Source organism: Flavobacterium sp. TN-1 (assembly GCF_052828645.1).
The window spans coordinates 3,017,300-3,033,867 of the sequence record NZ_CM128253.1 but is presented as its reverse complement, the minus strand read 5'-3'; the positions used below and the strand labels follow the sequence as shown (position 1 = coordinate 3,033,867).

The 16,568-nt window shown below is 30.3% G+C and carries 14 protein-coding genes; 10 read left to right on the top strand and 4 right to left on the bottom strand.

The genetic code is table 11. From position 1 onward, the window contains the following. Positions 1–98 precede the first annotated feature (98 nt). Together ACUXZJ_RS13710 and ACUXZJ_RS13705 are read right to left on the bottom strand one after the other, a co-directional pair. Positions 99–464, bottom strand: a complete 366-nt coding sequence (locus ACUXZJ_RS13710) for a PUR family DNA/RNA-binding protein (RefSeq protein ID WP_060382525.1) — start codon at positions 462–464, stop codon at positions 99–101. Between the two features lie 72 nt (positions 465–536). After that, positions 537–2,300 carry an ABC transporter ATP-binding protein gene (locus tag ACUXZJ_RS13705; protein ID WP_063744134.1) on the bottom strand — a complete coding sequence of 588 codons (1,764 nt, stop codon included), beginning with the start codon at positions 2,298–2,300 and terminating at the stop codon, positions 537–539. 199 nt (positions 2,301–2,499) lie between these two features. On the opposite strand from ACUXZJ_RS13705, the gene ACUXZJ_RS13700 reads away from it, so the two are divergent. From ACUXZJ_RS13700 to ACUXZJ_RS13680, 5 genes are all read left to right on the top strand, one after another. Next, positions 2,500–3,603, top strand: coding sequence for a Glu/Leu/Phe/Val family dehydrogenase (locus ACUXZJ_RS13700; protein ID WP_060382524.1), 1,104 nt, complete (start codon positions 2,500–2,502; stop codon positions 3,601–3,603). A 175-nt stretch (positions 3,604–3,778) separates the two neighbouring features. Beyond that, positions 3,779–4,687 carry a transcription antitermination factor NusB gene (gene nusB, locus ACUXZJ_RS13695; protein ID WP_446195256.1) on the top strand — a complete coding sequence of 303 codons (909 nt, stop codon included), beginning with the start codon at positions 3,779–3,781 and terminating at the stop codon, positions 4,685–4,687. Between the two features lie 7 nt (positions 4,688–4,694). Then, positions 4,695–5,195, top strand: coding sequence for a DUF1573 domain-containing protein (locus ACUXZJ_RS13690; protein ID WP_060382522.1), 501 nt, complete (start codon positions 4,695–4,697; stop codon positions 5,193–5,195). A 44-nt stretch (positions 5,196–5,239) separates the two neighbouring features. Next, positions 5,240–5,503, top strand: coding sequence for a preprotein translocase subunit YajC (gene yajC, locus ACUXZJ_RS13685; RefSeq protein WP_060382521.1), 264 nt, complete (start codon positions 5,240–5,242; stop codon positions 5,501–5,503). Positions 5,504–6,974: 1,471 nt separating this feature from the next. Further along, positions 6,975–8,234, top strand: a complete 1,260-nt coding sequence (locus tag ACUXZJ_RS13680) for an aminotransferase class I/II-fold pyridoxal phosphate-dependent enzyme (protein WP_060382520.1) — start codon at positions 6,975–6,977, stop codon at positions 8,232–8,234. 376 nt (positions 8,235–8,610) lie between these two features. On the opposite strand, the gene ACUXZJ_RS13675 is transcribed toward ACUXZJ_RS13680, so the two are convergent. Both ACUXZJ_RS13675 and ACUXZJ_RS13670 read right to left on the bottom strand, forming a co-directional pair. Further along, entirely contained in the window at positions 8,611–9,564 is a 954-nt protein-coding gene (locus ACUXZJ_RS13675) for a transketolase family protein (RefSeq protein WP_063742999.1), read from the bottom strand. A gap of 71 nt (positions 9,565–9,635) precedes the next feature. After that, positions 9,636–10,481, bottom strand: coding sequence for a transketolase (locus ACUXZJ_RS13670; protein WP_446195253.1), 846 nt, complete (start codon positions 10,479–10,481; stop codon positions 9,636–9,638). 173 nt (positions 10,482–10,654) lie between these two features. Between ACUXZJ_RS13670 and tgt the strand changes: the two genes are divergently transcribed. From tgt to dnaB, 5 genes are all read left to right on the top strand, one after another. Then, on the top strand, positions 10,655–11,785 hold the full coding sequence (gene tgt, locus ACUXZJ_RS13665; RefSeq protein ID WP_014164260.1) for a tRNA guanosine(34) transglycosylase Tgt: 1,131 nt from the start codon (positions 10,655–10,657) through the stop codon (positions 11,783–11,785). Next, positions 11,785–12,891 carry an LptF/LptG family permease gene (locus ACUXZJ_RS13660; protein WP_060382516.1) on the top strand — a complete coding sequence of 369 codons (1,107 nt, stop codon included), beginning with the start codon at positions 11,785–11,787 and terminating at the stop codon, positions 12,889–12,891. The genes tgt and ACUXZJ_RS13660 overlap by 1 nt, the downstream gene beginning before the upstream one ends. Further along, positions 12,878–13,765, top strand: a complete 888-nt coding sequence (locus ACUXZJ_RS13655) for a DMT family transporter (protein WP_060382515.1) — start codon at positions 12,878–12,880, stop codon at positions 13,763–13,765. Before ACUXZJ_RS13660 ends, ACUXZJ_RS13655 begins: the two co-directional genes overlap by 14 nt. A gap of 112 nt (positions 13,766–13,877) precedes the next feature. Next, a complete protein-coding gene (locus tag ACUXZJ_RS13650; RefSeq protein ID WP_063742997.1) occupies positions 13,878–14,831 on the top strand; it encodes an acetyl-CoA carboxylase carboxyltransferase subunit alpha in 954 nt (317 codons plus the stop codon). 153 nt (positions 14,832–14,984) lie between these two features. Beyond that, positions 14,985–16,535: a replicative DNA helicase gene (dnaB, locus tag ACUXZJ_RS13645; protein ID WP_060382513.1), complete on the top strand. Its 1,551-nt coding sequence runs from the start codon at positions 14,985–14,987 to the stop codon at positions 16,533–16,535. Positions 16,536–16,568 lie beyond the last annotated feature (33 nt).

The following is a 16,568-nucleotide window of genomic DNA, read 5'->3' as shown; positions in this document are numbered from 1 at the left end:
CCAAATACCTATCGAAGATGAATTTTATATATCCGATTTTTAGAAAGTGAGTTTAAATTTTAGGAGACACTTTCTTTTTAGTTTTTGTTTCAAAAATTTTAAATATCATCGAAATCAATATCTGTAAAAGAATTCCTTAAACCATCTCCTTCTCTTTGATATTCCTTTTTAAAATCTTTTTGGTGACGTTCAGAAATCACTTCTTCTCCTTTTTGATCTAAAACGTAAGAAGTCATTTCATCTAAAATATCTCTAAATGCAGCAAAATCTTCTTTATATAAATAGATTTTGTGCTTTTTAAAATGAAAAGATCCATCATCTTCTGTAAATTTTTTACTTTCTGTAATTGTGATGTAATAATCATCTGCCTTTGTAGAACGTACATCAAAGAAGTAAGTTCTTCTCCCTGCACGTAATACTTTAGAAAAAATTTCTTCTTTTTCTAACATTTCGTTTTCGTTCATTCTCATTCTATCAAAAATTATTTTGTGTTGTGATGTTCAAATTTGTAAAAAAAAATACTTACAGCCAAATATTTATTGAAAATCTTTTTCAGTTAATTGTTTTAAATATAAATTTTTATAATAACCCTCTTGATTTACTAGTTGATTATGAGTTCCTTGCTGAGTAATTATTCCTTTTTCTAAAACTATAATTTTATCTGCATCTTTAGCAGAAGATACTCTATGGGTTACCATTATAATCGTTTGATTTTTAATATATTTTGTAAAATTATTTAAAATTTTTTCCTCTGTTTCTGTATCTACTGCGGACAAACTATCATCTAATAACAATATAGGAGCCTCTTTTATTAATGCTCTTGCTATAGAAAGACGTTGTTTTTGACCTCCTGAAAGGGTAATTCCTCTTTCACCTAACAATGTTTCGTATTGATCCTTAAATCCTAAAATAGTATCATGAATAACAGCTTGTTTTGCTACGGTTATTACATTTTTTAAGTTAGAACCTTCTTTTCCGAAACAGATATTATTAAAAATTGTATCTGAAAATAAAAACGAATCTTGTGGGACAACACTTATAGCATTTCTTATGTCTTGCAATTGAATTTTTTTAATATTTATTCCATCAATAAAAATAGTTCCTTCCGATGCGTCATATAATCTAGGAAGAAGTGATAATAGAGTAGACTTTCCAGCACCTGTAGATCCTAAAATAACGACTCTTTCCCCCTTCTTTATTTTAAAAGATACATCTTTTAAAATTAATTCATCTGTATTAGGATAATGAAAGCTAACATTTTTAAATTCAATAGTATCGATCGTAGTATGTGATGTAGCCTTTAAATCAACTCTAATATCGGGCGTGATTTTTAAAAATTCATTGATCCGTTTTTGTGAAGCTTCTGCTTCTTGAACTAAGGATGAAACCCAGCCTATAGAGGTAACAGGCCAAATTAACATATTGATATAAAGTATGAATTTAGCTATAACACCAAGATTTAATAAACTTCCTTGAATATACATATAACTTCCTACGGAAATTACGAACAAATTACTTAATCCTATTAATAATAACATTAAAGGCGCAAAAAAAGCTTGTGTCTTAGCTAAATCAATACTTTTTTTATAATTAATCCTAGATAAATCCTCAAGTTCTAATCCTTTAAATAATTGAATATGAAAAGATTTAACAACCCTAATTCCTGAAAAATATTCTTGTGCAAAGCTAGTTAGCTTAGATAAATTTTCTTGAAAAATAGTACTTTTTTTATTAATTTCGGAACTGATCTTAAAAATAGAATAAGCTAATAGAGGTAATGGCAATAATACAATTAGAGTTAATATTTTAGAAATTTTTATCATATAAAAAATAACGATAGCAAATCTAATTAAGGTATTAATTGTATACATTACGGCAGGGCCAACATACATTCTTACACGTGCTATATCTTCTGTAATTCGATTCATTAAATCCCCTGTTCTATTTTCAACATAAAAATTTTGACTTAATGTTTCATATTTTTTAAAAACTTCATTTTTTAGATCGTATTCTACATGACGTGACATAACAATTAAAGTTTGGCGCATCAAAAAAGTTAAAAAACCAGCCAATAAAGTAGCTCCTAAAATAAGAATGATGTAATTTCTTAAATTATTCCTTATTTCAGTTGAATCAGATTGGTTAGATCTAAAATAATATTCTATCTCAGAAATAGAATCTCCAATCAATTCAGGAGTATATAATGAAAAAAATTGGGCGATTATTGTAATTAAAATTCCTCCAAAAAAATGGTATTTATACTTTAAAAAATAAGGGGTGATATACCTAAGTTCTTTCATTTTTTCAAAATAAAAACGTTTTAAATAAAAATATATTAATAAAACTTTAATATTTAAACGATAATTTAAAGATAATAAAATTTTATTTTTTATAACTAGGACTAAATATTTTAGCTTATAATTGCAAAAAATTAATCGAAAAGCGTAATTTTGTAATGGTTTTAAAAAAACAAACCATACTATTAAAAAAACATTCATTATGATTACTGAATCTGTAAAAGCAAGTGAATTACATAAAGTTGACCCTGTTTTCGGTCAAGTTTCATTTGATAATCACGAACAAATTGTTTTTTGCCAAGACAAAGATACTGGTTTAAAAGCAATAATTGGTATCCATAACACAGTTTTAGGACCTGCATTAGGAGGTACTAGAATGTGGAAATATACAAACGAATGGGAAGCATTAAATGATGTATTACGTTTGTCTCGAGGAATGACTTTTAAATCGGCTATTTCTGGTTTAAACCTAGGTGGTGGTAAAGCCGTAATTATTGGCGATTCAAAAGTTGACAAAACTCCTGAAATGATTGCGAAATTTGGTCAATTTGTACATTCTTTAAGTGGGCGTTATATTACAGCTGAAGATGTAGGAACTACCACGCCTGATATGGATCTAATTCGTCAACACACATCATACGTAACAGGTATCTCAGAAGCAATAGGTGGATCAGGAAACCCATCTCCCGTTACAGCATACGGGGTATATATGGGGATGAAAGCGGCTTCTAAATATAAGTTCGGATCTGAAAATTTAGACGGGAAAAAAGTTTTAGTTCAAGGTATTGGCCACGTAGGAGAAACTTTAGTAGACTATTTAACAAAAGAAGGAGCAAAAGTTGTTATTTCTGATATTAATGAAGCTCGTTTGATTGAAATAGGAAATAAATACGGAGCTAAAATTTTTCAAGGAGATGATCTATACAGCTTAGATGTTGATATTTACGCTCCTTGTGCTTTGGGTGCAACAGTTAATGATGATACAATCAATAAGTTACAAGCAAAAGTAATTGCGGGGGCGGCTAATAATCAATTAGCAAATGAAGTACGTCATGGACAAATGCTTAAAGAAAAAGGAATTTTATATGCTCCAGACTTTTTAATTAATGCAGGAGGGATCATTAATGTATACGGTGAAATAGCTAATTATGGAAAAGAAGAAGCTATGCGTAGAACAGAAAATATATTCAATACTACATTAGAAATATTTGATTACGCAGATACTAATAATATTACAACTCACGAAGCTGCTTTCAAAATTGCTCAAAATAGAATTGATCTAAAAAAGAAAGAATTAGCTAAGTAATTAGCTCGTTGAAAATAAAATATATAACAAAATTTGTTAATTACTCTTTTGTTAAAATATTTTAATCTCTAAAAAAAAATGTATTTTTGCGAAGCGAAAGAAACTCTTTCGCTTCGTTAATTTTTTAAAAGTTCTTACAAAGGTGTTAAATAGAAGACATATCCGACTAAAAGTGATGCAAACCATATATGCAATGCATCAAAACCATTCTGATAATATTGAAAAAGAAGAAAGATTCTTATTTAGTAGTATCGATAATATGCAAGACTTATATCTTGTAACCATATCTTTATTATTAGAAATAAGAAAAAAAGAGGAAGAGTTTTTAGACTTATCTAGCAAAAAGTATTTAGCCACCCGAGAAGAAAAAAATCCAAATTTAAAACTTGTTAATAATAAAGTTCTTCAACTTTTAGAAGAAAGCAATTCTTTATCTATAGCTTTAGCAGATAGAAAAATTAATGATTGGCATATACACGAAGAATATGTGAAGATTTTTACTGCTGAGATTAAACAAAGCGATTTATATAAAAAATATATGAATAATCGTACTAACGATTTTCAAGAAGATAAAGAGTTTATTATCAGTTTGTTTACCGAAATTTTAGCTCCAAATATTAAACTTTATGAATATCTAGAAGATCATAAGTTAACTTGGATAGATGATATTCCACTAATTAATACATATATTGTTAAACAATTAAGAGCAATTAAAAGTGAAGAAGACCTATTCTTTGTTCCTAAATTATTTTCTGATATTGAAGATCGAGAATTTGTATCTCAACTTTTTCGTAAAACAACCTTAAATGAAGAAGCTCTTGCTAAAGAATTTGCTGAAAAAACACCTAATTGGGAAATAGAACGTATTGCTGAAATTGATACAATCATCTTAAAAATGGCTATTTGCGAATTATTAAAATTTCCATCAATTCCTGTTAAAGTAACAATTAACGAATATTTAGAAATAGCAAAAGAGTATTCTACGCCAAAAAGTTCTATATTTATCAATGGAGTTTTAGATAATTTAGTAAAAGAATTTAACACTAACGGCAAGTTAAAAAAGACGGGTCGTGGCTTAATGTAATAACAAAATGAAAAAGTACAGTTTTGCAATTTTTACAATCCTTTCGTTAGTAGCCTGCAAATCTAAAGACGAATTTGAGGTTCAACAATTAGACGATAATAATTTAGTATTACCACAAGGTGTGCTTTCCATGAAAGAAGAGAGCATGAAAAAGAAACTAAAACCAGGTGAATACCCAAAAATAGAGTTTGATAATCTTCAACATGATTTTGGAACAATTAAACAAGGAGATAAAGTAGAGCATATATTTAAGTTTACCAATACAGGTAAAAATGATTTATATGTAATGGAAGTTCGTCCTTCTTGTGGATGTACTGCCCCAGAATGGACAAAGACACCCGTAAAAAAAGGACAATCAGGTGAAATAAAAATTATTTTTGATTCCAAAGGAAAATCGGGTCAACAAACTAAATCAGTAGCTCTTTTAACCAATACAGAACAAGGAAATGAAATTTTAACATTTAAAGCAAATATATTAGTAGAAAATAATGTACCTACTACTAAATAGTTTTAATATCCTAATAATAATATAAAAAAGAAAGTTAATACGAAATGATGCAATTTTTACCTTATTTGTTAATGTTTGTTGTAATGTTTGTGTTTTTAATACTACCACAACAACGAAAAATAAAAAAAGAAAAAGAATTTGAATCTTCACTAAAAGTTGGTGATAAGGTCATTACCAAAAGCGGAATTCATGGAAAAATAGCTGAATTAGCCGAAGGTGTAGTTATTGTAGAAACGATGGCTGGTAAGATAAAAATGGAACGTTCAGCCATTTCATCAGACATGACAATAGCATTAAATAAAAAATAATTTTTTTATTAAGTAATAAGTAGCCATCACCTAAAAAATGATGGCTATTTTAATTTTAAGATTTTATGGCTTAATCCAAATATGGTATAACAAATCTTTATAGATAAAAAAAGAACTTGATCTTTTATTATTCAAATAGTCAAAATTATATATACAGAAAAATATTTTTATCATAGTGTTAATTTATTAATACTCCTTTTCTAACCAAGTAGCTTTTATAAGATATTTTTTATATTCTCTTTAAAGAAATTACCTAATTTAAATAGAATGCTTTTATATCATATTTTATCAATTAAAGACTAATGATTATCCCTTAAAAATCATGATTTAGTTATCTATTTTATTTTGAATAATATAAATTAAAAGAATAGTTGAGTATTTAAAAATACGTAAACACATCTATATGTGTTGATTAGAAGTAATAAGCTAGAAAATAATACCATTTAAAATTTGAAATTTCCTCATAATACTATTTTTTCAACTTTGAGACTGTCCTAAAAGTTCGCAATCCTCATTTCGACCAAAGGGAGAAATCACATAATGTTTGATTTAGACACTATACTACAAAAGCAATAAAAATTAATGTTGGTTCTCGATGCGCTTCGCGTTCGAACTAACGATGATTTCAATTATATACTAAACCGTTTGTTCGAGTTGTTTTAAAATGAAAAAAAATATCGAGAATTTTACTTTTTAATCCAGTATATTTTAAGTGGTATAAGAATTTATATTTTATCTTGTAGATATAAAAGACAGATTGCTAAAAAGTAATTTCAAAAAAGGAGTATAAGTAAAATTTAACAAAATATATGGTAAAACCGTAATAAGTTTTAATATTAGTATTTTAAATTTGTCATACGTTCTTAATCAAGTAAACAAACTAAATTTTTAAACGTATTATTTGATAAAGCATATTTATAATCCATATTATGGGTGTTTTTACTCTGTAATTTTATTAAAATTGTAGACAAAACATATAGAAACACCGTGACTTTATCTTTTATTTTGTTTTTGGGAGATATAAAATTATCGTTTAAAAATTAAAAAAACAGCCATGCAAATTGTATGGCTATTTTTTTATTAAAATAAATGGTTCTTAGGTATAAGAAATATTTAACAAAATATACGGAAAACCCGTAACAAGATTAGGTTGCAGTTACTTAACTTTGCCTCGCATTGCTTAGTCAAATAAACATTTTTTATTTTTAAATGATCTACGCGAGTAAAGGTTTACTAAAAGATATTTCGTATTATTTAATTGAGTAGTTTTCTTCTTAACACTTCTTATTTTTAGTAAAACAATACGCTTTATCTCGTTATTTGTTTTTGGGGAATTACATTGATCGTTTAAAATTATCAAGAAAAGTCATACTCTAAACAGTATGACTTTTTTTATTTATTGTTCCTTCAATTTTTAATTTAATCGGTATTAATTTATATTTTTGCTTCGATTTTTTAATCTAATAATAAGATGGTAAAAGACTTATTCGAAAGAATTCAAAACAATAAAGGTCCATTAGGAAAATGGGCATCGCAAGCGGAAGGTTACTATGTATTTCCTAAACTTGAAGGTGATTTAGGTCCTCGTATGAAGTTTCATGGTAAAGAAATTTTAAATTGGTCTATCAATGATTATTTAGGTTTGGCTAATCATCCTGAAATTAGAAAAATTGATACAGAAGCAGCTGAACAATATGGAGCGGCTTATCCTATGGGAGCTCGTATGATGAGTGGACATACAAGTTTACATGAACAATTACAAAATGAATTAGCATCATTTGTGAGTAAAGAAGCTGCCTATTTATTAAATTTTGGTTATCAAGGTATGGTATCTACTATTGATGCCCTAGTAACTAAAAATGATGTAATTGTATACGATGTAGACTCACATGGTTGTATAATTGATGGGGTTCGTTTACACATGGGCAAACGTTTTACCTATAAGCACAATGATGTGGAAAGCCTTGAGAAAAATCTACAACGTGCAACCAAAATGGCTGCTGAATTAGGTGGTGGTATTTTAGTAATTACTGAAGGCGTTTTTGGAATGCGTGGTCAACAAGGTAAGTTAAAAGAAATCGTTGCCTTAAAAGAAAAATACAATTTCCGTTTATTAGTAGATGATGCACATGGCTTTGGTACTTTAGGTAAGACAGGAGCTGGAGCTGGAGAAGAACAAGGCTGCCAAGATGGTATAGATATTTATTTTTCAACTTTTGCTAAATCAATGGCTAGTATAGGAGCTTTTGTGGCAGGTGATAAAGATATTATTGATTATTTAAAATACAACTTGCGCTCTCAAATGTTTGCAAAGTCTTTGCCTATGATATTTACAGTAGGTGCTTTAAAACGCTTAGAAATGTTGCGTACAATGCCCGAATTAAAAAATAAGTTGTGGGAGAATGTAAATTACTTGCAAAATGGCTTAAAATCTAAAGGTTTTAATATAGGCGATACAAATACTTGTGTAACTCCTGTATATCTAGAAGGTTCTATTCCTGAAGCCATGGTTATGGTTAATGATTTAAGAGAAAATTATAATATCTTTTTGTCAATTGTTGTATATCCTGTAATTCCTAAAGGAATTATCTTACTAAGAATGATACCTACCGCATCTCATACTATTACTGATATAGACGAAACACTAGCTGCATTTGAAGCTATTCGTGAAAAATTAAGTAATGGTACTTACAAAGTATTAGCTGAAAGTAGTGTAGAAAACGTATCTTAAAAAACAGTTGAAAACGTATTGAATATAAACAAATACAAATTTTAATTTTATAAAAGAGAGTTACCCAAAAGTTTGAAATCCTGTCATTTCAACCCAAAGTAAAAATAATATAGTGCTGATAATGTAACTTCTCCTGTTATTGAAGTTGATAATTGATAAGTTAAATGTTAATTAATTACTTTTTAGATACCTTTTTTGAAATAAATAGAACTCCATCCAAATTAAGTTTTAGGCTTTATGATGAAGATGAAAGGATGAATAAGATAGAAAAGAAAATGATTCAGTTTTTTTAAAAGATGATTGAATTATAAAACAAAAAGACTGTCCTAATAAAAAAAATTAAGGACAGTCTTTTTTATATTAAAAGATATAGGATTTATTTCCTTTTTATTACTTTTTCAACAGCTTCTACAATAGCAGGAGCATTTAATTTGTATTTTTCCATTAATTGTTCAGGAGTTCCAGATTCACCAAATGAATCTTTAACAGCTACAAACTCTTGTGGAGTAGGAGTATTTAAAGCTAATACTCTAGCAACACTTTCTCCTAATCCTCCTAATATATTGTGTTCTTCAGCTGTTACTACACAGCCTGTTTTAGCTACTGATTTTAAAATAGCTTCCTCATCTAATGGTTTTATGGTGTGTATGTTAATTACTTCGGCAGAAATACCATTGGCTTCTAATGTTTCTGCGGCTTGTAGTGCTTCCCATACTAAATGACCTGTAGCTAAAATTGTAACATCTGTTCCTTCATTAAGATGTAAAGCTTTTCCTATTATAAAAGGCTCGTCAGTAGATGTGAAATTAGGCACTACAGGACGACCAAAACGCAAATAAGCAGGGCCATGATGATCCGCTAAAGCTATAGTAGCCGCTTTAGTTTGATTATAATCACAAGTATTAATTACAGTCATACCGGGTAACATTTTCATCAAACCAATGTCTTCTAAGATTTGATGAGTAGCCCCATCTTCCCCCAATGTCAAACCTGCGTGAGAGGCACAAATTTTAACATTTTTATCTGAATAAGCAATAGATTGACGGATTTGATCGTATACACGACCTGTAGAAAAATTAGCAAAAGTACCCGTAAACGGAATTTTACCGCCAATAGTTAAACCTGCTGCTATTCCGATCATGTTGGCTTCTGCAATACCAATTTGAAAGAAACGTTCAGGATGGTTTTTTTTGAAGTCATCAAATTTTAAAGATCCTATTAAATCCGCACAAAGCGCCACCACATTTTTGTTTTTTTGACCTAATTCAGTCATACCCGCTCCAAAACCAGAACGTGTATCTTTACTTCCTTGATTTGTATATTTTTTCATTTTTTAAAGCTATAAGTTGTAAGCTAATACAGTAGTTTTATAAAGCACTACTGCTAAAAGTCTAACGCATTTTAATAATCACCTAAAGTTTCTGCATTTTGAGCTAATCCATTAGCTAATTGTTCATCATTAGGAGCTTTACCATGCCAAGCATGAGTGTGCATCATAAAGTCTACACCATTTCCCATGACAGTGTGAAGTAATACACAAATAGGCTTTCCTTTTCCAGTACGATTTTTAGCTTCAGTCATTCCAGCTAAAATAGCTTCAATGTTATTTCCTTCTTTTATTTCAATAACATCCCAGTCAAAAGCTTCAAATTTAGCTTTTAAATTACCTAATGAAAGAACATCATCTGTAGATCCATCAATTTGTTGACCATTATAATCAACAGTGGTAATTAAATTGTCTACTTTTTTAGCAGAAGCATACATAATGGCTTCCCAGTTTTGTCCTTCTTGTAATTCACCATCACCACATAATAAATAGACAAGATGGTTGTCATTATTTAATTTTTTAGCTTGGGCAGCACCTATACCTACTGACAATCCTTGTCCTAATGAACCAGATGCCATGCGTACTCCAGGTAAGCCTTCGTGAGTGGTAGGATGACCTTGTAAACGAGAGTTTAATTTTCTAAAAGTAGCCAATTCAGAAATAGGAAAATAACCGCTTCTAGCTAATACACTGTAAAAAACAGGTGAAATATGACCATTAGATAAAAAGAAAATATCTTCTCCAATACCGTCCATGTTAAATCCTGGTTTACGGTTCATTAGATTTTGGTATAATACAGTTAAGAACTCAGCGCATCCTAATGATCCACCAGGATGTCCTGAATTTACAGCATGTACCATACGAAGAATGTCTCTTCTTACTTGTGTTGTAAAATCATTTAGTTGTTGAATGTCAGACATTTTTTAATAAGTTTTTGTGAATTGGTGTCAAAATTACTTCATATTTTTTCGAAAGACAAATCTTGCTTCAATACTTTTTTAGTTAAAGATTTTAAAAATCTGATAGCGGGAAATCTAAAATCTAAATCCAATAGGTTATCTTTGCACTTTAAAATTTTGGAAGAAAAGTTATTATGAAGTTCGAATTATTACATACAGATCCACAAACACAAGCACGAGCAGGGAAAGTAATTACGGATCATGGCGTTATTGAAACTCCTATTTTTATGCCAGTAGGAACTGTTGCTTCCGTGAAAGGAGTACATCAACGTGAATTAAAAAATGATATTAATCCTGATATTATTTTAGGGAATACCTATCATTTATATTTACGTCCACAAACAAAAATTTTAGAACAAGCAGGAGGATTACATAAATTTATGAATTGGGATCGTAATATTCTTACAGATTCAGGAGGCTATCAAGTATATTCACTTTCTTCTAATCGTAAAATAAAAGAAGAAGGAGTTAAATTTAAATCGCATATAGATGGGTCATATCACTTTTTTTCACCAGAAAGCGTTATGGAAATTCAACGTTCTATTGGGGCTGATATTATTATGGCATTTGATGAATGTACACCTTACCCTTGTGATTATCGTTATGCTAAACGCAGTATGCACATGACACACCGTTGGCTAGATCGTTGTGTAGATCACCTAAAAAAAGTACCCGAAATGTACGGTTATGAACAAACTTTATTTCCGATTGTTCAAGGAAGTACATACAAAGATCTGAGAGCCCAGTCTGCAGAATATATAGCCAATGTTGGCGCACAAGGGAATGCTATCGGAGGATTGTCAGTAGGAGAACCAGCAGAGGAAATGTATGCAATGACAGAAGTAGTTACCGCTATTTTACCTAAAGAAAAACCAAGATATTTAATGGGAGTAGGAACCCCTATAAACATTTTAGAAAATATTGCTTTAGGTATTGATATGTTTGATTGTGTAATGCCAACTCGTAATGCTAGAAACGGTATGTTGTTTACAGCAAATGGAGTTATTAATATTAAAAATAGAAAATGGGCCGACGATTTCTCGCCAATAGATGAAATGGGGCATACATTTGTTGATACAGATTATACAAAAGCTTATTTAAGACATTTATTTGCAGCAGACGAATATCTTGGCAAGCAAATAGCAACTATCCACAATTTAGGCTTTTATATGTGGTTAGTTCGTGAAGCAAGAAAACACATTTTAGCAGGAGATTTCCGCGAATGGAAAGAAAAAATGGTTAAACAAATGGCTCAAAGGTTATAATGTTCTCAAATCTATTTTCAAAATTAACATTAATTGATCGTTACATACTGAAAAGATATTTAGCTACCTTTTCTGCTATGCTTTTATTGTTCATCCCAATAGGAATTACGATTGATATATCTGAAAAAATAAATAAAATATTAGAAAATAAAGTTCCCTTTATTAAGGTTGCATCTTACTATCTAGATTTCGTAATTTACTTTGCAAACCTACTTTTTCCAATATTCTTATTTTTATCAATTATTTGGTTTACATCAAAATTAGCCAATAATACAGAAATTGTAGCCATTTTAAGTTCGGGTATTTCGTTTCAGCGATTTTTAAGACCTTATTTAATAGGTGCTACAATAGTTTGTTTACTAGCCTTAATTATGGGCTTCTTTTTAGTGCCAAAATCAAGTGAAGGATTCAGAAGCTTTCGATACATGTATCTTATTGGAGGAGGACGAGAAGAAATGCGTCAAACAAGTGATGTTTTTAGACAAATTAGTAAAAACGAGTATGTCTATGCAAGTAATTTAAATGTAGAAGGAAAAACAGCCTATACATTTGTATACGAACGATTCGATAAAAATAGATTAGTCGAAAAAATAACAGCCACCTCAATTACCTATAATCCTAAAACAAAAGATTATACACTATCTAATTACACCAAAAGAAAAGTAGGAGAATTAGACGACAAAATAGAATCTGATATAAGCAAAAATTATAAATTTAATTTTGAAATAGAAGACTTGACACCAGTAGTCTATATAGCCGAAACCTTAATGCCTACTGAATTAGATGAATTTATAGAAAAAGAAAAACAAAGAGGTTCTTCCAATATTAATGCTTATTTAGTTGTTAAGTATAAAAAATACAGCGTGCCTGTTTCAGCCTTTGTCCTAACAATAATAGCGGTTGCTGTTTCATCAATGAAACGACGCGGAGGAATGGGAGTAAACCTAGCAATAGGAATAGCGGTTGCCTTTTCCTATATTTTCTTAGATAAAATATTTGGTACAATGGCAGAAAAATCCTCTTTCCCAGCTTTTATTGCCGTTTGGTTACCCAATGTCATATTCGGTATTTTAGCCTATTACTTATTAAAAAATGCTAAAAGATAAAACCTTTACAAGTTATTTACATCTCCATTTAATTGTTTTTGTATGGGGATTTACAGCCGTTTTAGGTGCTTTAATTACTTTAGAAGCACTGCCTTTAGTTTGGTTTAGAATGAGTATAGCATCTGTTTTTATTCTAATCTATGTTTTTTTTGCAAAAATTAGTTTAAAAATTACTTTACAATCATTGATACGATACCTTATAGCAGGATTAGTTATAGCATTACATTGGTATACGTTTTTCCAAGCAATCAAGGTATCTAATATATCCATAACTTTAGCCTGTTTATCTACAGGTGCTTTTTTTACATCCATATTAGAACCTATCTTTTTTAAACGTAAGATAATTCTGTATGAAGTAGTACTAGGTTTAATGGTAATTGCTGGTCTGTACTTAATTTTTAAAGTAGAAATAAAATACATTCAAGGAATTATATTAGCCTTGACTTCAGCATTTTTATCAGCTTCTTTTTCCATTATTAATGGAAAATTAGCTAAAGATGATTCACCAACTATTATTTCTTTCTATGAATTATTAGGAGGTGTTTTATTTTTTTCTCTTTTTTTACTATTTACCGGAAGTTTTAATTATTCCTTTTTTCAAATATCAACAAATGACTTGCTATGGATGGGGCTTTTAAGCTCTGTATGTACCGCTTACGCATTTATAGCATCGGTACAAGTCATGAAATATTTAAGCCCTTACACAGTAATGCTAACCATAAATTTAGAACCTATATACGGTATAATTTTAGCCTTATGGGTTTTTGGAGATAAAGAAAAGATGAATACCCCGTTTTATTTAGGTGCTTTTATTATACTAATAACAGTAATTTTGAACGGAATTTTTAAAAATAAAACCAAAAAAAAAGAGTAAGTAATTGTTTTTTAGTAGTTTATGTTGCTAAGAGGTACTTTAGATCAAATATTTCTTTAAAACTCCATCTAAAATTTTATCTTTGCTCACTCAACTAGAAATATAAAATCTTATGGAATATTTAGATTTTGAATTACCTATTAAAGAGCTTGAAGAGCAAATTGAAAAATGTCAGCTTATAGGAGAAGATACACAAGTAGACGTATCAGCTACATGTGAACAATTAGCAGAAAAGTTAGAAGAGACAAAAAAAAAATTATATGAAAATTTAACAGCATGGCAACGTGTTCAAATGTCTCGCCATCCAAATCGTCCTTACACTTTAGAACACATTGAAAATTTAACGCAAGGTGTATTCTTAGAATTATTTGGAGACCGTGGAGTAAAAGATGATAAAGCCATGGTTGGAGGACTAGGTAAGATAAACGGTCAGTCTTTTATGATTATCGGTCAACAAAAAGGAATTAATACAAAAATGCGTCAATTACGTAATTTTGGTATGGCAAATCCAGAAGGGTACCGTAAAGCATTACGTTTAATGCGTATGGCTGAAAAATTTGATATTCCAGTTTTAACCTTAGTTGACACCCCTGGAGCCTACCCTGGCTTAGAAGCAGAAGAAAGAGGACAAGGTGAAGCTATTGCACGAAATATTTTCGAAATGATTCGTCTAAAAGTCCCTATAATTACAGTAATTATAGGAGAAGGAGCCTCTGGTGGAGCACTAGGAATAGGAGTAGGGAACAAAGTATATATGATGGAAAATACTTGGTATTCCGTAATATCACCTGAATCATGCTCATCTATTTTATGGAGAAGCTGGGAACATAAAGAAAAAGCAGCCGAAGCACTTAAATTGACAGCAAAAGATATGAAAGAACACGGACTAATTGATGAGATTATTCCAGAACCCCTTGGTGGAGCACACCGTGATAAACCAACAGCCTTTAAAAATGTAAAAGAATATGTATTAAAAGCTTTTGGCGAATTAAAAGACTTGTCAGCAGAAGAGTTAATCGCTCAACGAATGGATAAGTATAGTAAAATGGGGCATTATCAAGAATAATATAAGAATTTAAAATATTTAAATCCGAAGCCCATGGTTTCGGATTTTTTTATTCTCATATTAACAAAACAAAATAATTATTAACATTAGTTGTCAACACTTTAAGGATTGTTTTTTCTTCTCTTTTTAGAGATTTCAAACTACCTTTGTACTATGGAAAATTTTAAAAATATCAACCCAGCTAAAGTAGAAAAAACGGCTATAATAAACCTTGAAAAAGGAAAATTGCCACCGCAAGCCATTGATTTAGAAGAGGCTGTTTTAGGAGCCATGATGATAGATAAAAAAGGAGTTGATGAAGTTATTGATATTTTGCAACCCGATGCCTTCTATAAAGATGCACATAAGTATATTTTTGATGCCATCGTTACACTTTTTAACGATTCACAGCCAATTGATTTATTGACCGTTTCAGCCCAACTAAAAAAAATGGGCAAATTAGAAGTAGCAGGAGGGGATTATTATTTGATTCAACTGACTCAAAAAATTTCATCTTCCGCACATATAGAATTTCACTCACGTATTATTCTTCAAAAATATATTCAGAGAAGTTTGATTAAAATTTCTTCCGAAATCATAGAAGAAGCCTATGATGAAACCACCGATGTTTTTGAGTTATTAGATAGCTCAGAAGCCAAATTCTATGAAGTAACACAAGGTAATATCAAACGAAGCTCAGAAACAGCACAAAGCTTAGTAATTCAAGCTAAAAAAAGAATTGAACAAATAGCAGGTAAAGAAGGATTGAGTGGTATACCAACAGGTTTTCACGCATTAGATAAAGTAACTTCAGGTTGGCAACCTTCTGATTTAATTATCATTGCAGCTCGTCCAGGTATGGGAAAAACAGCATTTGTATTATCCATGGCACGAAATATGGCAATCCAATTTAATAGTGGAGTAGCCGTGTTTTCCCTAGAGATGTCCTCAGTTCAGTTAATTACTCGTTTGATTTCCTCCGAAACAGGCCTGTCTTCCGAAAAATTACGCACGGGTAAGTTAGAAAAACACGAATGGGAACAATTATCAGTTAAAGTTAGAGATCTAGAAAAAGCACCTCTTTTTATAGACGACACACCTTCCTTATCAATATTTGATTTAAGAGCTAAAGCACGAAGACTAAAGTCACAATACGATATAAAAATTATAGTTATTGATTACCTTCAGTTAATGACAGCAGGAGGAAATGCAAAAGGAGGAGGAGGAAATCGTGAACAAGAAATTTCAACCATTTCCCGAAATTTAAAAGCATTAGCAAAAGAATTAGATGTACCTGTTATAGCTTTATCCCAGTTATCACGTGCCGTAGAAACGCGTGGGTCCAGTAAACGCCCCCTATTATCCGATCTACGTGAATCAGGAGCAATCGAACAAGATGCTGATATCGTATCATTTATTTATCGTCCCGAATATTATAAAATTGAAGAATGGGATGATGATGAACGTTCTCCAACTCAAGGACAAGGAGAGTTTATTATCGCTAAACACCGTAACGGTAGTTTAGAAAACATACGACTAAAATTCTTAGGACATCTAGGTAAATTTGATAATTTAGACGAATTTGGAAGCGATTTTGATGATCTACCTTCCAAAATGAATTTAGAAGACTCTAATCCATTCATTACGCCTAATTTACCTTCTCCCAATGAAGCATTTGGTAGTACTATGAATAATTTTGATGACGATAGCGATGTCCCTTTTTAATTAAATAATAAAAAATTATTATATTTGATAATA